This window comes from Citrobacter sp. JGM124 (assembly GCF_018257795.1).
In the GTDB taxonomy this organism is placed as follows: Bacteria; Pseudomonadota; Gammaproteobacteria; order Enterobacterales; family Enterobacteriaceae; genus JGM124.
Map to the genome: position 1 here is coordinate 222,848 of NZ_JAERJD010000008.1, position 19,265 is coordinate 242,112.

Annotated in this window: 20 protein-coding genes and 1 tRNA gene; 5 read left to right on the forward strand and 16 right to left on the reverse strand. The window is 49.8% G+C overall.

The features are described 5' to 3' along the window. Positions 1 to 183 precede the first annotated feature (183 nt). Genes JK154_RS13015 through JK154_RS13045 form a run of 7 tightly spaced genes read right to left on the reverse strand, consistent with a single transcriptional unit; the run spans position 184 to position 6,632 of the window. Positions 184 to 1,407 carry a Zn-dependent hydrolase gene (locus tag JK154_RS13015; protein ID WP_211992973.1) on the reverse strand — a complete coding sequence of 408 codons (1,224 nt, stop codon included), beginning with the start codon at positions 1,405 to 1,407 and terminating at the stop codon, positions 184 to 186. Further along, on the reverse strand, positions 1,404 to 1,886 hold the full coding sequence (locus JK154_RS13020) for an L-2-amino-thiazoline-4-carboxylic acid hydrolase (RefSeq protein WP_211992974.1): 483 nt from the start codon (positions 1,884 to 1,886) through the stop codon (positions 1,404 to 1,406). The genes JK154_RS13015 and JK154_RS13020 overlap by 4 nt, the downstream gene beginning before the upstream one ends. A 17-nt stretch (positions 1,887 to 1,903) precedes the next feature. Further along, the gene (locus JK154_RS13025) at positions 1,904 to 3,061 is read right to left on the reverse strand and encodes a branched-chain amino acid ABC transporter substrate-binding protein (RefSeq protein ID WP_211992975.1); all 1,158 of its coding nucleotides are present in this window, start codon (positions 3,059 to 3,061) and stop codon (positions 1,904 to 1,906) included. 27 nt (positions 3,062 to 3,088) lie between these two features. Further along, a complete protein-coding gene (locus JK154_RS13030; RefSeq protein WP_211992976.1) occupies positions 3,089 to 3,808 on the reverse strand; it encodes an ABC transporter ATP-binding protein in 720 nt (239 codons plus the stop codon). Then, entirely contained in the window at positions 3,801 to 4,568 is a 768-nt protein-coding gene (locus JK154_RS13035; protein ID WP_211992977.1) for an ABC transporter ATP-binding protein, read from the reverse strand. Before JK154_RS13035 ends, JK154_RS13030 begins: the two co-directional genes overlap by 8 nt. Then, positions 4,565 to 5,671: an ABC transporter ATP-binding protein gene (locus JK154_RS13040; RefSeq protein WP_211992978.1), complete on the reverse strand. Its 1,107-nt coding sequence runs from the start codon at positions 5,669 to 5,671 to the stop codon at positions 4,565 to 4,567. Before JK154_RS13040 ends, JK154_RS13035 begins: the two co-directional genes overlap by 4 nt. A 10-nt stretch (positions 5,672 to 5,681) precedes the next feature. After that, positions 5,682 to 6,632 carry a branched-chain amino acid ABC transporter permease gene (locus JK154_RS13045; RefSeq protein ID WP_211992979.1) on the reverse strand — a complete coding sequence of 317 codons (951 nt, stop codon included), beginning with the start codon at positions 6,630 to 6,632 and terminating at the stop codon, positions 5,682 to 5,684. Between the two features lie 170 nt (positions 6,633 to 6,802). Here JK154_RS13045 and JK154_RS13050 point away from each other — a divergent pair, with 170 nt between their 5' ends. After that, positions 6,803 to 7,735 (forward strand): LysR substrate-binding domain-containing protein, encoded by a 933-nt coding sequence (locus JK154_RS13050; RefSeq protein ID WP_211992980.1) that lies wholly within the window; start codon positions 6,803 to 6,805, stop codon positions 7,733 to 7,735. Between the two features lie 692 nt (positions 7,736 to 8,427). On the opposite strand, the gene JK154_RS13055 is transcribed toward JK154_RS13050, so the two are convergent. Further along, positions 8,428 to 8,503 (reverse strand) — tRNA-Phe (locus tag JK154_RS13055). 568 nt (positions 8,504 to 9,071) lie between these two features. On the opposite strand from JK154_RS13055, the gene JK154_RS13060 reads away from it, so the two are divergent. After that, positions 9,072 to 11,210, forward strand: coding sequence for an ornithine decarboxylase (locus JK154_RS13060; protein ID WP_211992981.1), 2,139 nt, complete (start codon positions 9,072 to 9,074; stop codon positions 11,208 to 11,210). 138 nt (positions 11,211 to 11,348) lie between these two features. On the opposite strand, the gene JK154_RS13065 is transcribed toward JK154_RS13060, so the two are convergent. From JK154_RS13065 to mutY, 4 genes are all read right to left on the reverse strand, one after another. Continuing rightward, the gene (locus tag JK154_RS13065) at positions 11,349 to 11,732 is read right to left on the reverse strand and encodes an autotransporter outer membrane beta-barrel domain-containing protein (RefSeq protein ID WP_211993048.1); all 384 of its coding nucleotides are present in this window, start codon (positions 11,730 to 11,732) and stop codon (positions 11,349 to 11,351) included. Between the two features lie 289 nt (positions 11,733 to 12,021). Beyond that, the gene (gene mltC, locus JK154_RS13070; protein WP_211993049.1) at positions 12,022 to 13,101 is read right to left on the reverse strand and encodes a membrane-bound lytic murein transglycosylase MltC; all 1,080 of its coding nucleotides are present in this window, start codon (positions 13,099 to 13,101) and stop codon (positions 12,022 to 12,024) included. A gap of 43 nt (positions 13,102 to 13,144) precedes the next feature. After that, complete coding sequence (locus JK154_RS13075) at positions 13,145 to 13,420, reverse strand: oxidative damage protection protein (protein WP_211992982.1); 276 nt, start codon at positions 13,418 to 13,420, stop codon at positions 13,145 to 13,147. Positions 13,421 to 13,450: 30 nt separating this feature from the next. Beyond that, on the reverse strand, positions 13,451 to 14,509 hold the full coding sequence (gene mutY, locus JK154_RS13080) for an A/G-specific adenine glycosylase (RefSeq protein ID WP_211992983.1): 1,059 nt from the start codon (positions 14,507 to 14,509) through the stop codon (positions 13,451 to 13,453). Positions 14,510 to 14,766: 257 nt separating this feature from the next. Between mutY and trmB the strand changes: the two genes are divergently transcribed. The 3 genes from trmB to JK154_RS13095 all read left to right on the forward strand — a co-directional run bounded on the left by trmB (position 14,767) and on the right by JK154_RS13095 (position 16,626). Beyond that, positions 14,767 to 15,486, forward strand: coding sequence for a tRNA (guanosine(46)-N7)-methyltransferase TrmB (gene trmB / locus JK154_RS13085; protein WP_211992984.1), 720 nt, complete (start codon positions 14,767 to 14,769; stop codon positions 15,484 to 15,486). Further along, positions 15,486 to 15,812, forward strand: coding sequence for a YggL family protein (locus JK154_RS13090; protein WP_211992985.1), 327 nt, complete (start codon positions 15,486 to 15,488; stop codon positions 15,810 to 15,812). The genes trmB and JK154_RS13090 overlap by 1 nt, the downstream gene beginning before the upstream one ends. Positions 15,813 to 15,906: 94 nt before the next feature. Continuing rightward, positions 15,907 to 16,626, forward strand: coding sequence for a DUF2884 domain-containing protein (locus tag JK154_RS13095; protein ID WP_211992986.1), 720 nt, complete (start codon positions 15,907 to 15,909; stop codon positions 16,624 to 16,626). Positions 16,627 to 16,662: 36 nt separating this feature from the next. Here the strand turns inward: JK154_RS13095 and hemW are convergent, their stop codons facing one another. The 4 genes from hemW to JK154_RS13115 are packed head-to-tail and all read right to left on the reverse strand — an operon-like array spanning position 16,663 to position 19,255. Continuing rightward, positions 16,663 to 17,799 (reverse strand): radical SAM family heme chaperone HemW, encoded by a 1,137-nt coding sequence (hemW, locus tag JK154_RS13100; protein WP_211992987.1) that lies wholly within the window; start codon positions 17,797 to 17,799, stop codon positions 16,663 to 16,665. Further along, entirely contained in the window at positions 17,792 to 18,385 is a 594-nt protein-coding gene (locus JK154_RS13105) for an XTP/dITP diphosphatase (RefSeq protein ID WP_211992988.1), read from the reverse strand. The genes hemW and JK154_RS13105 overlap by 8 nt, the downstream gene beginning before the upstream one ends. Before the next feature lie 16 nt (positions 18,386 to 18,401). Beyond that, positions 18,402 to 18,704, reverse strand: coding sequence for a DUF167 family protein YggU (gene yggU, locus JK154_RS13110; RefSeq protein ID WP_211992989.1), 303 nt, complete (start codon positions 18,702 to 18,704; stop codon positions 18,402 to 18,404). After that, a complete protein-coding gene (locus JK154_RS13115) occupies positions 18,701 to 19,255 on the reverse strand; it encodes a YggT family protein (RefSeq protein WP_211992990.1) in 555 nt (184 codons plus the stop codon). Before JK154_RS13115 ends, yggU begins: the two co-directional genes overlap by 4 nt. Positions 19,256 to 19,265: the final 10 nt, after the last annotated feature.

A 19,265-nucleotide genomic window follows, 5' to 3' on the forward strand; every position in this document is an offset into this window, starting at 1 on the left:
CTAATGCCCGGCATTCAAGGCTGATATCAGCAACATCTGTTTGAGACGGCGTTTTCATCTCTGGCTTGCTGCATGAACACTGATATGCAAGTGTTCATGCAGCATGTGCAAGCCGATGTTTGTGGCTGAGGGCAACAATGGCAATTGGATAGATTTATGCTTTAAACATGTCTATCCAGTTTGTTATTCAAGCGCGGCAGACATGATGCTGTGCAGCAGAACGTTCGCGCCTTTTTCTGCCCATGCTGGCTGAATATTTTCTGCTTCGTTATGGCTGATGCCTTTTTCGCAGGGGATAAAAATCATGCTGGCGGGCGCGATTTTGCTGATATAACAGGTATCATGACCGGCACCGGATACCATCCGTTTGCTGCTGTACCCCAGCGCCCGGGCCGCTTCTGTGCTGCGCTGCAGGCTGCGCTCGTCAAATGCGATGGGGGGATAATCGAAGATACGCTCCACATCGAGATGAATACCTTGCTGATTCAGATCGGTCGCCGCCTTGCGAAGCGCTGTTTCCATAGCCTGAAGGGTGTCAGCCTGTGGATGACGAAACTCCACGCTGCATTGTACCTCCCCTGGTACTACGTTACGCGACCCCGGTGAAATCTGTGCCATGCCAACTGTTGCTCTGCCGTCCGGTTCGTGCTGATTACCAATGTCTTCCACTGCGAGCGCCAGACGGGCGAAAGTGGTCAACGCATCGCGGCGGCTGGCCATTGGCGTGGTGCCCGCATGGGCGGCAAATCCCCGGATGACAACGTTGAACCAGCGCTGGCCCATCGCGGCATGTACCAGGCCGATATCAATACCTTCTTCTTCGAGAATCGGGCCCTGCTCAATATGTACCTCGTAACAGGTGTGGACAGGGAAGGCGACGGCGGGCTGTTCGCCACGATAACCGATGGTCTCAAGCGCCTCACCGACGCTGATTCCGTCCTGATCTTCACGCGTCCACGCGTATTGTTGTGTGAACTGCCCACTCCAGACACCGGAGGCGAGCATTGCTGGCGCGAAGCGCGCACCTTCTTCATTGGTCCAGTTGACCAGAACAATATCGCGTTCGGTTTCAATGTTGTGATCATTCAATGTACGCAGTACTTCCAGCCCGGCAAGTACACCGTAAATTCCGTCATATCGCCCGCCCAGCGGCTGAGAATCAACGTGTGAACCGGTCATCACCGGCGCAAGCTGTGAGTTTCTACCGGCGCGGAAAATAAACATGTTGCCCATGCTATCGATTTCGCAGCGAAATCCGGCTTCCTGTGCCCAGTCGCGTAGTAAATCACGGGCGAGGCGATCTTCATTGCTTAATGCCAGTCGGGTGACGCCACCGGCTGGGGTGTTGCCGATTTTCGCCATCATTTCAAGCGTCGACCATAAACGCTCTGTATTCACTCGGATCATACGTCATCCTTTTTGGAGCGATAGCGAAAGTCACAACATGCGCCACCCTGCATAATGGTAGTCGTACGGGTCAGCTCCACATCGGGCGCGTAGCCGACGATAAATTTCTCATCGCGGGCGCAGGAGAGCAGGTGACCAATCTCACCGAGCCCCATCTCGTGGTACATCTCTGCATAACGGCAGCGGGTGACGTTATAGTCGTACTGCCTGTCGTCGGCGTTGATCACTTTGACATCCAGCGCATTATCCTTCTCCCACAGGTATTGCAGGGCGATAAAGCTCTTTACGTCTGCGCCATTCGACTCCTTGCTCGCAAATTCTTTGCCGGCATCGATCGCCGCCTGTTCAATGGCTTCGCCAATGACCGCCTGGGCGCGGGTTTTCCCTATCTCGCGTACCAGGATTTCATAGATTGGTTTAATAATCTCTGCTTCTATTTTGCGGCGGGCGAGAATGCCCAGCTCATTATTATCACTCATCACATTGCCTCACTGCGTTACTTCGTTTTGGCGCCGCCCAGCACAGTTTGCGGTTGCCATTTGCCATCCACGACTTTGTAGACGGTGAAAGACGGCGATTTCAGGTTGCCTTCATTATCAAAAGCGATCTGCCCGGTAACACCGGAATAGTTTATTGCGTGCAGAACCGGCAGATATTTAGACGGATCGACAGAGTCGGCTTTTTCTATCGCGGCAACCAGAACACGGGTGGCGTCATAGGCGAATGGGGCATGAAGTTCAATATGGGTGTGGTAGCGAGACTGATACTCTTGCTCGAATGCCTTACCACCTGGCATCTGCTCAACCGGCAGACCAGGTTCCAGTGCCACGACGCCCTCACCTTCTTTCTGGGCCAGTTGCAGGAACGTCTGGCTGACGAAGCCGCCTGCGCCCATCAGCGTGGCGTTCATACCCAGCTGTTTGATACGACGTGCCAGCGGCGCGGCTTGGCTATCCACGCCACCGAAGAAGATCAGATCAGCATTTTTGCTACGAATGGCGGTTAGCACGGCGCTGAAGTCCACGGTTTTATCGTCAATGTACTGGCGGTCAACAATTTGCACGCCCTGCGCTTCAAGTGACTTTATAAACTCGTCAGCCAGCCCCTGACCGAATGCGGTACGGTCGTCAATTACGGCAATACGTTTTGCCTTCAGGGTATTCACCGCGTACTGACCGGCAAGCTGGCCACCGTCATCATCATGGCCCATCACACGGAAGCTGGTATCAAAGCCCTGTTTGGTGTAGGCGTGACCGGTGGCAACAGGCGCGACCTGGGCGATACCCGCATCGTGATAAACGCGTGCCGCCGGAATACTGGTGCCGGTATTCCAGTGGCCGACAACGCCCGCCACATCGCTATCAACCAGACGCTGCGCCACAGCCACGGCAGTGCGCGGGTCGGACTGATCGTCCTCAGATTGCAGTCTGAAAGTCACCGCTTTACCACCGATGGTCGGGTGTTGCTTGTTGATATCATCAATCGCGAGTTGGGCGCCATTCTCCAGATCTTTACCAATACGTGCAGACGGGCCAGTAAGCGGGCCTGCAAGACCGATAGACACGGTTTCGCTTTCCGCTGACCATGCACCTGTCGAGGCAAAACTACTGAGCAGAATAGCGGCGCTGATTGCACTGATTTTTACTGTTTTCATCGTTTTTCCCTGCTGTTGGTGAGAGTGTTAAACAGGCATTTCGCCTAAATAAATTTGTACTATTTGATCGTCATTAAGCATCGCTTTCGACTCGCCGTGATGCACAATGCTGCCGCTGTCCATCACCCAGGCGCTGTCGGTTACTTCCAAGGCCAGTCGGGCGTTTTGTTCAATGAGCAGCAGGGCGACGCCGCGTGCGCGCAGACCTGCGATCACGGTAAAAATATTTTCCACCATCTTCGGGGCTAACCCCATAGAAGGCTCGTCGAGGATCAGTAACCGCGGACGGCTCAGTAAAGCGCGGTTGAGCGCCAGTAGTTGCTGTTCACCGCCAGAAAGTAGTCCTGCAAGCTGGTGCTGGCGTTCACCAAGACGCGGGAAACGCTCAAAAATCTCTGCCATTTCACGCTTAACGTTGGTGGTGTCACGCCTTAACCATGTTCCCATCTGCAAATTTTCAAGAACCGTCATGCGGGCAAAGATGCCGCGACCTTCCGGCACCATTACCAGCCCGTTGCGCAGCAGCGCCTCCGGTTTTTGTTTGCCAACGGCTTTACCATTGAATTCAATGTTGCCGTTAAAATTTTCCAGCCCGGTGATGGCACGCACAGTGGAGCTTTTACCCGCACCGTTGGCGCCAATCAATGTGGCTTGTTCACCCTCATGCAAGGTAAAGGAGATGTCGCGAACGGCCTGAATACCGCCGTAATGCACATCCAGGTGTTCCACCTTCAGTAATTCAGACATGCTTATTGCCCCCAAGCCAGGCTGCGATAACTGCCGGGTCGCGACGCACGCTATCCGGCGTGCCGCAGGCCAGCGTTTTGCCATAGTCGAGCACCGTCAGGCGGTCGCAGATGTTCATCACGAGCTTGACGTCGTGCTCGATCATCAGCAGGGTTTTGCCGTCTTCACGAATACGGATTAACAACTCACCAAGCGCGACCTTCTCGGCGGCATTCATCCCTGCTGCAGGTTCGTCAAGTGCCAGAAGCAGCGGATCGGTAGCCAATGCGCGGGCGATCTCAAGGCGACGCTGGTGGCCGTAGGCCAGATCACTGGCGCGGTAATGGGCAAACTTTGCGATGTCTGTGTATTCCAGCCAGTGCCAGGCCTGTTCGCGAGTTTGCGCTTCTTCCTCACGGGCTCGTTTATGGCGGCTCAGTGCAGCCCATAGCCCATTACGGGTACGAACGTGGCGGCCGATCATTACGTTTTCCAGTACCGACATTTCGTTGAACAGACGCACGTTTTGAAACGTTCGTGCAATTCCGGCAGCGGTGACTTTCTCTATCTGTTTTGGGTTATAGGGTTGGTCGGCAATAAAAAACGCCCCTTTGTCTGCCGGGTAAAGTCCGGTAATCAGATTAAAACAGGTGGTTTTTCCGGCCCCGTTGGGGCCGATCAGGCCGTAGATCTCGCCTTTATTAATGGAAAGTGAAACATCGTCCACGGCGGTCAGGCCGCCAAAGCGTTTGGACATATTACTCACGGTTAACAGGCTCATGCTTTCACCCCTTTGTGGCGAACAGGCCAGATACCGGATGGGCGAACCAGCATCACCAGCACCAGTGCAAGGCCGTAGAAGAGCTGACGCAAAATTTCCGGGTCAATCAGCACTGTGCCGAACAGCATCTGTTGGACAGGGGCAGCCTGGCTGCGGAGTAGTTCCGGTAATGCGACCAGGAGCACCGCACCAAGAATCACCCCGGGGATATGACCCATACCGCCCAGCACCACCATCGCCAGTACGGCAATGGACTCTTGCAGGGTGAAGGATTCCGGGGAGACAAATCCCTGAAAGGCACCAAACAGTGCGCCAGCGACACCGCCAAATGAGGCGCCTATAGCAAAAGCCAGCAGCTTATAGTTGCGCACGTTAATGCCCATCGCGCGGGCCACGTCTTCATCTTCACGAATCGCGTGCCAGGCGCGACCGATACGTGAGTGTTGAAGGCGTAAGCAGACAAAAATGATCACCACAATGACCAGCATCAGCAGGTAGTACCACAACCACAATGCGGGCACTTTAAAGCCGAACCAGTGATAAACACCGCTGAACTTCAGGCCAAACAGGTTAAGTGTATCCACCCCGGTGATGCCTTTTGCACCGTTGGTTATATTCACCGGGCGATCAAGGTTGCGCATCAGAATGCGGATAATCTCGCCAAAACCAAGCGTAACAATTGCCAGGTAATCCCCGCGCAGTTTCAGCGTTGGTGCACCAAGTAAAATGCCGCATATGGCAGCGACCAGTGCCGCAGCAGGAATGATTAACAGATACGAGGTATGTAACCCGTCCGGAAACCAGACGGTGAGGATTGGGAACACCTCAGACAGATGGGGAGAGGCCAGCAGAGCAGCCAGATAAGCCCCGACGGCATAAAAGGCAATAAACCCCATATCCAGCAGGCCGGTATAGCCCACGACGATATTAAGCCCCAGTGCCAGCATGATGTAGAGCAGGGCGAAGTCGATCACGCGGACCCAGTAGTTACCGCCAAGCTGGCTGGCTATGACGGGAGCAATCAGCAATGCGATACAGAACAAGGTCATGCCTGACCAGAATTTGTGTGTTGCGGCTGGGACTTGTAGTTGTGCGGTTGTCATTGATTTTCCCTTACGCTCTGTGCGCTATGCGCTCGCCCAACAAACCCGCCGGACGGAATACCAGCACAAGGATCAGCACGATGAAGGCAAATACGTCCTGGTAATTACTGCCAAAGACTCCGTTAGTGAGTTCACCGAGGTAGCCTGCACCCAGTGCTTCTATGATGCCCAGCAAAATCCCGCCGATCATCGCGCCGCGAATATTGCCAATACCACCAAGTACGGCAGCGGTGAACGCTTTAATTCCGGGCAGAAAGCCCATTGAGAAGCTTGCATTGCCGTAGTTGCTCGCCATCATCACGCCGGCCAGCGCTGCAAAAATGCCGCCGATAGCAAATGTCAGGGTAATGATGGCGTTTGGGTTAACGCCCATCAACGTAGCTGCTCGTGGGTTCTCTGCCACTGCACGCATACCACGACCAAGGCGAGTGTATTCAACCAGTAGCCACAGACCAATCATGACCGCCAGCGCCAGCCCGACGGTGACAATGCCGGTAATAGTGATAATCGCGGGGGGATGGGTTTCGTCGCCAGAGGTCACTGCAATGGGGTCCATCGACAGGATCTGCGGGAACATTAATGGGTTGCGACCCCAGATTATCATCGCCACGGTTTGCAGTAATACGGAAACACCGATCCCGGAGATCAACGGAGCCAGTCGTGGAGCATTACGCAGCCTGCGATAGGCAAAACGTTCTACCGCCATTGCCAGCAAGGCACAGACAGCCATAGCAATAAGCAGCGCTACACCGAGTTGCAGTAACAGTGGCATAGCAGGGAAGGTATGATTGAGGGTATTGATGGCGGAAAGCGTAGTGAGCGCACCAACCATCAGGATATCGCCATGAGCGAAGTTAATAATACGTAAAATACCATACACCATGGTATAGCCCAGTGCGATAAGTGCGTAGATGCTGCCCAGCATCACACCGTTTATTAGTTGTTGTATGAGTGTGTCCAACGTTTGTACCCGACAAATTGCTCTTTCGGTGGATACCATCCGATAATTGAATAAATTTGTAAAATACACATAAATTATTGCTTATAATAAATGTGTGTTTTAACAATTCATTGATATATATGGTTTTTTGTTTTTGTTGAGGTTGGTTTAATTTCTAAGGAAATCAATATATGAATAAAACAGAACATTCTACAGGTCCGGGGTTACTAAAAGATGGTGGTCTTTGCAACGATCCACCACTCCGGGCGGTTCGAGCCTTTGAAGCTATTGCTCGGCTGGGAAGTGTCACGCAGGCCGCAAGGGAACTGTCGATTTCACCGTCCGCAGTCAGTCATCAGCTCAAATCACTTGAGGAATATCTGCAAATCGCTCTTACTGAGCGGAATGGAAGACGGCTGGTTTTAAGTCAACAGGGCCGTGAATACTATCGTTCCATTCGCGCGGCATTTACTGTTTTGCGTCAAGCGACGGAACATCTGGTGGATCAAGCCCAGACCCGGCAGGTCACGATTAGCCTGATTCCACTTCTTGGTATGGGATGGTTTATTCCTCGCCTGCCTATATTCATGAACTCGAATCCGTATATTGAAATTAATGTGGTGTATGCCAATCATCGCAACTATTTAAGTGATGTTTCGGATATGTCGATCCGTTTCGGTAATGGAACGTGGGCCGGATACCAGAGTGAAATGCTGATATCCGGAAGAATGGTGCCAGTATGCAGTAGCCATTTTTTGCGATTGCATGGTCATATCGATACGCCGGAGCAACTGCTGCAAATGCCTTTATTACATGATGAAGAGAGAACGACTTGGCACCAATGGTTTATGCAGCAAGGAGTAAGGCGAACGCCCCCTCGTAGCGGTCCTCTCTTTGAAGATGGTTTGTTGACACTTGCGGGAGTACAGGCAGGATTAGGCTGTGCTCTGATGCGTGAACCGCTCATAAAACCCTATCTTGATAATGGCGATGTGGTAAAGATTTTCGATCTGCCAATAGAGGACGGGCGAGATTATTACTTATGTGTTCGCCAGGACAGCGAAATGACGCCGGATGGGAAACTGTTACAACGGTGGTTGAAAAATGAAGCGGCTAACCTTTAGGAAATACAGAAACCAGGTGCCCGAAGTATTTTAGTAAATCAAATAAATAGATACCCTTCAGTGTAGTGGTAGAAATGACAACCAGGTACAACACTTAAGCATGACCAATAAACAGCGATGCGCCAAAATTTGGCCGAAGCAGACTTGAACGAGGAAGCATTAATCAAACTGATTACGGCTTCAGTCGCCAATATGACCGGATAAGTGTGTTAATACACAAGCAAACCAGAATCTGCCGGGCAGATACTACAGGTGCTGCTATACCGCGCGTTTCTTCAAAGTACGCCGCCAGATCATCCAGTTTCAAGATATCAGCACCTTTTCTGTATCTGTTATAAATGAGCGTTGTGTTCGAGTAGACGGCCTGGTTAAGAGCCCCATATGAACAGTGGGGGGGGGTTGTCAGGTTTTTCCGCGACAGAATCCGTTCAGGGCCGGAAGATAAAGGTAAAATGCCAATATCCCGTTTCCCCGTGATTTTGCATCACTATATTCAGTCAGGAATGGAAAAAAAATAGTAGTGAAGCGAGTGAAAGGTACGTAGAGGGTATTTGGGGGGGGGGAAATAAAAGTAACGAGAACCTGCGAAAGTCGGCGATAAATTCAGGCCAAATAACGTGTTTTAATGACCAGATATCTACCGGAACCCCAGAAAGCAAAAAACCAGCCCGTAGGCTGGTTTTTCTAAATAGTGGTGCCCGGACTCGGAATCGAACCAAGGACACGGGGATTTTCAATCCCCTGCTCTACCGACTGAGCTATCCGGGCAACGGGGCGCATTAAACCGTAATCTGTATCTGCCGTCAACGAAATTTCTTCAAGAATGGTGCGTTTGATTAACTTTACGGCAAATAGGGGGCGGGCAGGCTATTTGTTGCAGGGTTCTTGAGCATAATGCCGATAAATCCACCTGTCTGCAGATTAGTCTGATACCGGTATCCTACCATTTATCTTTTGGCTTCTGATGGCAGAATAAGCTATTCGCAGGAATGTTGAACCACGGGGCAGAAGGTGCGATTATTGCGCGAATTTTTCTATCCGTTGCTGGCTGGGCACCACGGGGCACCTTGATGTTTATATACCTCTCTCCCCATTCTTTGGGGGCGTGCCCGCTTGTAGGCCAATGCCTGATCGAAGCCTTTATTTCATTATGAGGTAAGGGCAACGCTGGCTCACTGTAGGATATCAGTAAACTCAGGATGACCTGATTTTACTGATGTCTGACGGTCGGAGTGGATTTACCTCTCAAGACTTTCAAGACGCTTTCGTCGGGGAGTACTCCCTTTGCCGTGCCCTTTGGGCACTCACTCATCCTTGACCACGGGGATTTGTGCTTATGAAGTCACTTAAAATTGCTGCCAGCCATAGCATTGCTGGTTCGCTCTTAACGCATCGTGAAGTTGTGGTGCTTGCTGATACGGATTTTACGGATGTAGCAGCGGTTGTCGTTTCTGTTGCCGATAGCCAGAGTGGGATCCTGACGTTACTAAAACGAACAGGGTTTCATCTGCCAGTATTTATCTTTACGGAAACAGCGACAGATGATTTACCCGAAGTGACGGGGGTTATCACCGGGCAGGCCGAGGACTACCTGACAATGGAAAGGGCCGCTTGCGAGTATGAAGAGCAACTGCTGCCTCCCTTTTTCAAAACCCTGACGCAATATGTGGCAATGGATAACACCACTTTTGCCTGTCCGGGGCATCAGCATGGTGAATTTTTTAAGAAGCATCCAGCCGGGCGACAGTTTTATGATTTTTTCGGCGAGAATATTTTCCGTGCTGATATGTGCAATGCGGATGTGAAATTAGGCGATTTACTGATCCATGAAGGGTCCGCTAAACATGCACAGAAATTTGCAGCCAAAGTATTTAACGCGGATAAAACCTATTTTGTCCTGAATGGTACTTCCGGGGCGAATAAAGTGGTCACCAATGCACTGTTGACCCGCGGTGATCTGGTGCTGTTTGATCGTAATAATCACAAATCTAATCATCATGGTGCATTAATTCAGGCGGGAGCCACCCCTGTTTACTTAGAAGCAACCCGTAATCCCTTTGGTTTTATTGGTGGTATTGATGCCCACTGCTTTGATGATCAATACTTGCGTGGCCTGGTGGCGGAGGTCGCGCCAGATCGGGCAGAGGAAGCACGTCCTTTCAGACTGGCGGTGATCCAGCTTGGTACCTATGACGGCACTGTGTACAACGCGCGCCAGGTGGTTGATAGCATTGGTCACCTCTGTGACTACATTCTGTTTGACTCGGCCTGGGTTGGATACGAGCAATTTATTCCTGTGATGGCAGACTGTTCACCACTCCTTCTGGAGCTGGGGCCTGAAGATCCCGGTATTTTTGTGACTCAGTCAGTACATAAGCAACAGGCTGGATTCTCACAAACCTCGCAGATCCATAAAAAGGATAATCATATCCGTGGGCAGGCGCGTTTTTGTCCTCATAAACGTCTGAACAATGCTTTTATGCTGCATGCCTCGACCAGTCCATTTTATCCACTGTTTGCCGCACTGGATGTCAACGCGAAAATTCATCAGGGTGAGAGTGGCCGCCGCTTATGGGCAGAGTGTGTGTCGCAAGGCATTGAGGCGCGTAAGGCGATAATTGCCCAGTGTAAAATGATAAAACCCTTTATTCCTCCGGTGGTGTATGAGCAGCCATGGCAGGATTATCCTGATGAGGTGATCGCCAGGGATCGGGCCTTCTTTAGCTTTGAACCTGACGCCTCATGGCATGGCTTTGAGGGCTATGCCCGGGATGAATACTTTGTTGATCCTTGTAAGCTACTCCTGACAACACCGGGCATATCCCCAGAAGATGGTGCCTATACTGAATTTGGCATTCCAGCCGCGATTCTGGCGCACTATTTGCGGGAGAACGGTATTGTTCCTGAAAAGTCAGATCTCAACTCTATCCTGTTCCTGTTAACCCCGGCTGAGAGTAGAGAAAAACTGGCTAGTCTGGTCACTATGTTGGCACAGTTCGAGCACCACGTTGAAAATGATACGCCATTGGTTGACGTACTGCCGACGATCTATCACAAGTATCCCCTGCGCTATAAGGGGTACACACTGCGCCAAATCTGTCAGGAGATGCATGACCTCTACGTGAGCTTTGATGTTAAAGCGCTACAAAAAGCGATGTTCCGTAAAGCAGGTTTACCGGAGATGGTGATGAACCCCCAGGATGCGAACCGGGAGTTTATCCGCGGCAATGTGGAGCTGGTTCGTTTAAAAGACGCCGAGGGACGTATTGCGGCTGAAGGTGCCCTGCCTTATCCTCCTGGCGTCCTGTGTGTTGTGCCAGGGGAACGATGGGGCGGTGCTGCACTGAACTACTTTCTGGCACTCGAAGAGGGGATTAATCGCCTGCCTGGTTTCGCGCCGGAGTTACAGGGGGTTTACAGCGAAACGGATACTGACGGCATCAAGCGCCTGTATGGCAATATGGTGAACACCTAATGCATAAATCACGTTCAGCTTTCTGAATGCAAGATCGCCACACTGTCCTCGTTGTTCCCCCTTTATTAAGAGAATAATCAAGGGGGAGCAGGGGACTGAGCCGAACAATCGCAGCACAGTGGCGAACTGCCCCTTTTGTTATTTAAAGTGATATTTCACACCTATCATTGCTGAGGTATCACTGTACCCTTTATCGCCAATTTGGACGGCGACATTCCCCCAGAGATTGAGCTGTGAACTTATTTTCCCGTCAATACCGGTCTTGATCTCCCCCAGATTACGGGCACCATCCTGATGGATGCTGACACCATCCATTTGAGTGGCGAAATCATGCGTGTTATGGATCCAGTTTAATTCAACGAAGGGCTGGAATTCTCGCCCTGTGCCTTTATCAATGGCACTCTGTCCTTCCAGGTAACTACGGAACCCCAGTCGTGTTTGAACGTTATTGTCACCTTCACCCTGGATAGCTGTCCCGTTTGATTCCCAGAGTGGCGTTCCAGATGACTTTAAACACTTTATTCATGATGTTTACCATTGTTAAAAATGTTTCAACAATACGGAGTGACATGTTACCAGTGCACCATTTATGTTCGTTTTTAAATGGAACCAGAGAACATGTATCGAATAATATTAGTGTCAGTTTTGATTGTTTTAATAATCAGTAACGATTCACCATCAAATTGTAACTATTAACTATTAACTATTAACTATTAACTGAAAATTATCATAATTCAAATGATGATGATTATTTTTGATAATAGGGTGGGGGGATAACTCCCCCTCATCCTGTACAGGTGAAGGGGGGTTTTTAGTTGCGGCGGTAACTTTTATTGGCGGTATTGACTTTATACAAATAGCGACGCGATTCTGCGGCGGGATGCCGGGTGGTTAAGGTTTGATACACATCTCCAGGCTGCATGCTGTTGATGATATTAAAGGCTCGTTCTTTATCACTGGAAAATACCCGCAGTACACTTCCTGCCCCACCATTATAGGCGGTTATCACGGCATAACGACGTGAGGTTGGGTTTGTTATCTGCCCCAGGTAGGTATTGTGCAGAATCGCTAAGTAGGCTGTTCCGGTATCGATATTACTTTCCGGATCGAACAGGAAACTACGACTGGGTTTGCCCGTTTTCCCTTGGGATCTGAATACATCCACACCGGCACTGTGCTGCACCACCTGCATCAGGCCTAAAGCATCAGCATGACTGACGGCATAAGGGTTAAAGCTTGATTCTGTTTGCATAATTGCCAAAATCAGTGATTCATCAATACCATATTTTTTAGATGCTTTACGTACCATGGACATATATTTATGGGCACGTTTATCAAGGTGATTAGGAACCAGATTAATCGTCACACTATAGACAATTTTTAACCCAGTAGTACGTTTACGCAACTGGGTTTGCAGTAAATGATCGGCAAATTTCTCTGCACGCCCTTGCCAGCGAATCGGCTGCCCGGTGTTATCCACAACCTGCCCGTATAAAAATGGCTCTTTTGAGATAAGCACATCATTGGCGTCAGAATAGAGATCGATCGATCCCGGATCATCACCCATTAATAACGTTGTCACGATAGCCTGGCGCAGATGCCCGGTGGGGTCAGTGCCGGCTATCGTTTCTATCGTAATTGTACCAGCATCAAAATTAATATGACTGCGAGTAAGATAGTGGTCGGTATACTTGACGTAGTCTTTTGGGCCTGCGATCAAGACCTCTTTTATCCCCCAGATATTCTCGATATTGTTGGCAAATTGCCCCATTAAAATATCGAATCCGTTGGTATCTTTCTCATAGGCCAGGTTAGGGACATTATCATTTTTCTTGCTGGAGCAAGAGATAAGCAGCGGTGCAATAAGGACCAGTGCGAGAAATTTTTTCATCATTCGGCATTATGCTTTTGTGTTAGCAAAAAAGCTGCGAGGGTTACTGTTTTTCTGGTGGGGTATAGCCTTCAATATGAACATCTTTACCCTCAAACAGGAAATTTATCATCTCGGTTTCCAGCATCTTACGATGTTCAGGGTTCATCATGTTCATTTTTTTTTCGTTGATCAGCATTGTCTGTTTGGTTTGCCACTGCTTCCATGCCTCTTTGGATATTTCATTGTAGATCCGTTTGCCCAGTTCACCGGGATACAGCTGGAAGTCCTGCCCTTCAGCGTCCTGTTGTAAGTAAGTACAAAAAATAGTTCTGCTCATTATGGTTTCCTTTATTTATTTAATTCGGTTTTATACGACCGGATCAGCACGTAATTGTTGTAGTAAACGCTCAACGGGAGCAGCCAGCCCAACGGATGGCGGCTGGACTAAGTTATACCAGAGACCGGAGTCTTCATCCATGCAGCCGCCCGATAAGGATACCGAAAGCCATACCGGGACGATATCCAGATGAAAATGGCTAAACGTATGACGAAAAGCGGTGAGCTGTTTTATTTGCCCTGCCGGTAGGCCACGTTGTGTCAGCCAGTTTTGAAGCTCAGACAGCGTCGCAAATTGTGGAAAGCAAAAAAGCCCTCCCCAAAGTCCAACGGCCGGGCGTTTAGCCAGAAATACCTCATTCCCTTCCTGCATCATCAGCATATAGCCAGTCCGTTGGGGGAGGGAAGTCTTGGGCTTTTTCCCCGGGTAACTGGCCCAGCTTGCGTTAGCATGAGCGACACAACCGTTACTGAGCGGGCAAAGTGTGCATTTAGGCTTGGAACGAGTACAAACGAGTGCTCCCAAGTCCATCATGGCCTGGTTAAACTGACCAACACCTTGTGCTGGTGTCACTTGTTCGCTGATCTCCCAGAGGCGTTTTTCTACCTCTTTTTTCCCAGGCCAGCCATCCACCGCATAGCAACGGGCTAAAACTCGTTTTACATTGCCATCAAGGATCGGGAAATGCTTCCCTAAAGAGAGCGAAAGTACTGCGCCGGCTGTCGAACGACCGATACCGGGCAGGGCGGCGACCTCCTCAAAGGTCTCCGGAAATACCCCGTCATATTCCTGGGCAATTTTCTGCGCAGCTTTATGGAGATTGCGTGCCCGAGCGTAGTAGCCAAGCCCCGTCCATAAGTGCAAAACTTCATCTTGTGGGGCACTGGCCAGGCTGTTAACCGTTGGGAAACGTGCGATAAAACGCTCAAAGTAGGGAATAACCGTCGTCACCTGCGTTTGTTGTAGCATCACTTCCGATAACCAGACTTTATACGGCGTTTTTTCTTGTTGCCAGGGCAGGGTTTTACGCCCGTATTTATCATACCAGTCCAGTACTTGTCGGGAAAATTGGGCAGCTTGTAAAATCAACGGGAAATATCCGCAAAGGGTGAGTCAGGGGGCCTGATTCCAGCACAGAGAAAACCTGCTGTAAACCGGAACTTTCTTTATAGATGTGAGTGGATAAAAGAAGACTCGGTGCTCATATGGCGTATAGGCTAGTATATATGCTATAGAAAACGCTAAACTTAAGGGCTACAGGCTTTGTCGGGTGAGTCACTTGCTTCTCATCTTTAACTTTGGATAATGCCTTTTTTCTTAAATCTTAACCGAAGCACTAATAAATCATGAAGAATGATGTCATTTCACCGGAATTTAACGAAGACGGCCGCGCTCTACGTCGTATTCGTAGCTTTGTTCGTCGTCAAGGACGCCTGACTAAAGGCCAGCAACTTGCGCTGGATAACTACTGGCCGGTGATGGGCGTTGAATACCAGGCTGAACCACTGGATTTCACCTCGTTATTTCACAATGAAGGCCCTGTCACCCTGGAGATAGGCTTTGGTATGGGGACTTCGTTGGTCACAATGGCGAACACGAATTCACACCATAATTACCTCGGTATTGAAGTGCATTTACCTGGAGTTGGTGCTTGCCTGGGCCTGGCCCATGAGATGGGCGTCGATAATTTGAGAGTGATGTGCCATGACGCAGTCGAAGTGCTGGAGCAGATGATTCCTGATAATTCACTGAATATGGTACAGCTATTCTTTCCTGACCCATGGCATAAAGCGCGTCATAATAAACGCCGTATTGTTCAGGCACCTTTTGCTGAACTGGTAAAAAGTAAATTGAAGCTTGGGGGGGTATTCCATATGGCAACAGACTGGGAACCTTATGCAGAACATATGCTCGAAGTTATGTCTGGACTGGAAGGTTATCAAAACCAGTCTGAAAGCAATGGCTATGTTCCACGTCCCCAGTCACGCCCGGTGACAAAATTTGAGCAACGTGGGCAGCGTCTTGGCCACGGTGTATGGGACTTAATGTTCGAGAGGATAAAGTAATGGCAAAGAATCGCAGCCGTCGTTTGCGTAAAAAAATGCATATTGATGAGTTCCAGGAAGTGGGCTTTTCAGTTGCCTGGAGCTTTCCAGAAGGCACGTCTGAAGAACAGATTGATCAAACTGTAGATGCGCTGATTGCTGAAGTCATTGCACCCAACAAACTGGCTTTTGATGGCAGTGGTTACCTGGCATGGGAAGGGCTGGTCTGTACAGAGGACATTGGTAAATGTACTCCGGAACATCAGGCACAGATTCGTGACTGGCTTGAGGCACGTAAACTGACCAATATTCGTACCAGCGACTTGTTCGACGTATGGTGGGATTGAGTTATCCACTGAGGCTACGTCAGATAATAGCCGTGAATTGAATCTTAAGAGGGAAAAACAGTGTTTTTCCCTCTTTGTCTTTTTAGGAGATATTATGTTTCGTCAGGCTTTTTTAGGTGCGCTTCTGGTGACAGTGGCCATGTCTGCCCGGGCTGATTATCAGTGCCGGGTTAATCCCAAAGATGACATTGTGATTACTCCGCAGTCGGTTCAGGTGGTGGGCCAGAATGGCAACCTGGTGATTGCACCAGATGGTAATGTGCAATTTAATGGTGCAGAAAAACAGCTTACTGCGGCCCAGCGTCAACAGGCGATAAAATACCAGTCCGCCCTGCGCACTGATTTGCCATGGATCGATAATGGTGCCCGGGAACGTGTCGAGAAAGGGCGTACTGCGCTTGATAGTATTATTGCCAAGGAAGTGGGTGAGAACAGCAAAATGCGTGGGCGTCTGACCACGCTCGATAATCAACTCAAAGAGCAAATGAATCGTATTATAGAACATCGTTCTGACGGTTTAACTTTCCATTATCAGGCCATTAATCAGGTGCGTAGTGAAGGGCAGCAGCTGGTTAATCAGGCTATGGGGGGATTATTGCAGGACAGCATTAATGAGATGGGTGCCAAAGCGGTTCTGGGTGGGGGGGGAAATCCACTACAGAATGTACTCGGCAGCCTGGGGGGACTACAAACAGCTATTCAATCGGAATGGAAGAGCCAGCAGGCAGACTTCCAACAGTTTGGACGGGACGTCTGTAATAAGGTGGTATCCCTGGAAGATCAACGTAAAGCTCTGGTCACGACCCTGAAATAAAAAAATGGTGGGTTGCCAGGCAACCCACCGGAAATATTATTCAGCCAAAAATAGCTCCAGCAACGAATTCAGAAACAGTTTACCTTTTTCAGTAATTTGCCAGTGTGTTTCCGTTTCTACCAGATAACCTTTAGCTAATGCTTCGTTTAACGGTAACCGGATAGCATGCTCCTCGAGCCCTGTGTATCGGGTGAACTCTTCCCTTGGCGCGGCTTCCAGCAAGCGTAAGCGGTTCATGAAAAATTCAAATGGCTTATCTTTTTGTGCCACATCATGATGGCGATCGAGGTACTTACCTGTCATATAGCCCCGGGGATGGCGGGTTTTTTCAGTGCGCAGAATACGGCCATCCGGGAAAGAGACTTTACCATGGGCGCCACAGCCAATGCCGAGGTAATCCCCGAATCGCCAGTAATTCAAATTATGCTGACACTGATAACCGGGCTTTGCATAAGCCGAGGTTTCATATTGCTGATAACCTGCGGCAGTCAGTAGCTTATCCCCCTGTTCAAAAATATCCCACAGGGCATCATCATCAGGAAGTACTGGTGGTCGAGAACCAAACAGTGTATTGGGCTCAATGGTCAGCTGATACCAGGATAAATGAGGCGGGTTCAGGGCAATGGCCTGGCGTAAATCATCCAGCGCTTCTTCCAGTGTCTGGTCAGGTAAGCCATGCATTAAATCAAGATTAAAGCTACGTAATCCCAGGCCACTAGCCAGGTGTGCCGCTCGTTTGGCTTCCCCCGCATCATGAATACGGCCTAATCGTTTGAGTTTAGGCTCACTGAAGCTCTGTACGCCGATAGAAATACGGTTGATACCCGCCTGCTGATACCCAACAAAACGATCTGCTTCCACCGTCCCCGGATTGGCTTCCATGGTGATTTCTGCGTCATCAGCCAGTATCAGGCGTTCTCTGACCCCATCGAGCAAGGTCTGCATCGCCTCACTGGATAGCAGACTCGGGGTGCCACCACCGATGAAGATGGTTTGTATTTCACGCCCCTGGGCTAATGGCACATCCAGCGTCAGATCACTCAGTAAGTGACTGACATAGTCATCATGTGGAACTTCACCCTTTAAGGCGTGAGAGTTGAAATCACAGTAAGGACACTTCTGTACGCACCATGGAATATGAATATAAAGACTCAGAGGTGGCAAATTAGCCATTACGCATAGCTTCCAGTAACAGTTTCAGGGCTTGTCTTCGGTGGGAAATAGCGCTTTTCTCCTCGCGGGAAAGTTGGGAGGCTGTTCTCCCTTCACTTGGAACGAAGAAAATAGGATCATAGCCAAACCCGCCTTCACCAGCAGGTGTTCGGGCAATGATACCATCCCAGCTGCCATGGAAGACGAGCGGCGTAGGATCTTCGGCGTGGCGCATATAAACCAAAACGCAATGAAACTGAGCCTGACGCTCTGTATCTGGAACATCTTTCAGGGCAACCAGCAACTTCTCCAGGTTCTGTTGATCGGTCGCCTCTTCGCCCGCATAGCGTGCAGAATAGATCCCCGGCGCACCACCCAGTGCATCGACGGCTAAACCGGAATCATCGGCAATGGCAGGCAAGCCAGTAACCTGAGCTGCATGACGGGCTTTAATAATGGCATTTTCAATAAAGGTCAGGCCGGTTTCGTCAGCGGAGCTGACACCAAGCTCTGTTTGTGCGACGACATTAAGGCCAAAATCAGCCAGTAAACAGGCAAGTTCACGAACTTTACCATTATTGCCGGTGGCCAGAACAACTTGTTTCATAGTGGGGGGAATCCTGTCATTGTGCCAAAGGGTCAGTCAGGGCTGCGACGTCTGTTGGGATCTGTTGCGGGTCGATGATTTTAATCTGTTTATGACGGCTGGTTTCACCTTTCACTAAAACCACCTGATTTTTAGGAACCCGAAACTGTTTGGCTAAAAAAGTGATGAGATAACTGTTGGCTTTACCGTCGACGGGGGGAGCCGTAATGGCAACTTTCAGCTCCTCCCCATGCAATCCGACCAGGCTATCCCGATGGGCCTTTGGCTGAACATACAGCCGCAGTAATAGCCCATCAGGTACCTTACTTACTGGACTCACAGTAAATACCAGAGCCCCGGAAAAATATCCATTCCCAGATAATTCAGGGCATAAAGGATAAGAATAACAATCATGGCTGAAAAATCGATGCCACCCATAGCAGGCAGAATACGACGAATCGGTGCCATCATTGGTTCGGTCATCTGAATTAATACGTACTCAATGGGGCTGCGTCCCTGGCTTATCCAGCTCATTAAGGAGCGGACGATAATTACCCAGAACACGACAGTACCGGCGGACTTCAATAGTGACAGCAGGCCAACCAGCAGGTTCATGGGATCAAGTGACAACACACCAACCTGGATCAATAACAGAACAGGGTATTTCAAGGTGGTGAGTATAAAAGCTAACAGCAATGATGAAGTGTCAATGGGCCCCAGTGCTGGGATCACTTTACGCATTGGCCTGATAATGGGCTGAGTCACCTTGACAATAAATTGTGCCAGGGGGTTATAAAAATCACAACGTGACCACTGCATCCAGATACGGATCAGTAGCACCATCACGTACAACTCAATTAGGGTTTTGACCAGAAAAGTCAACGTCAGCATGGTGTTCCTC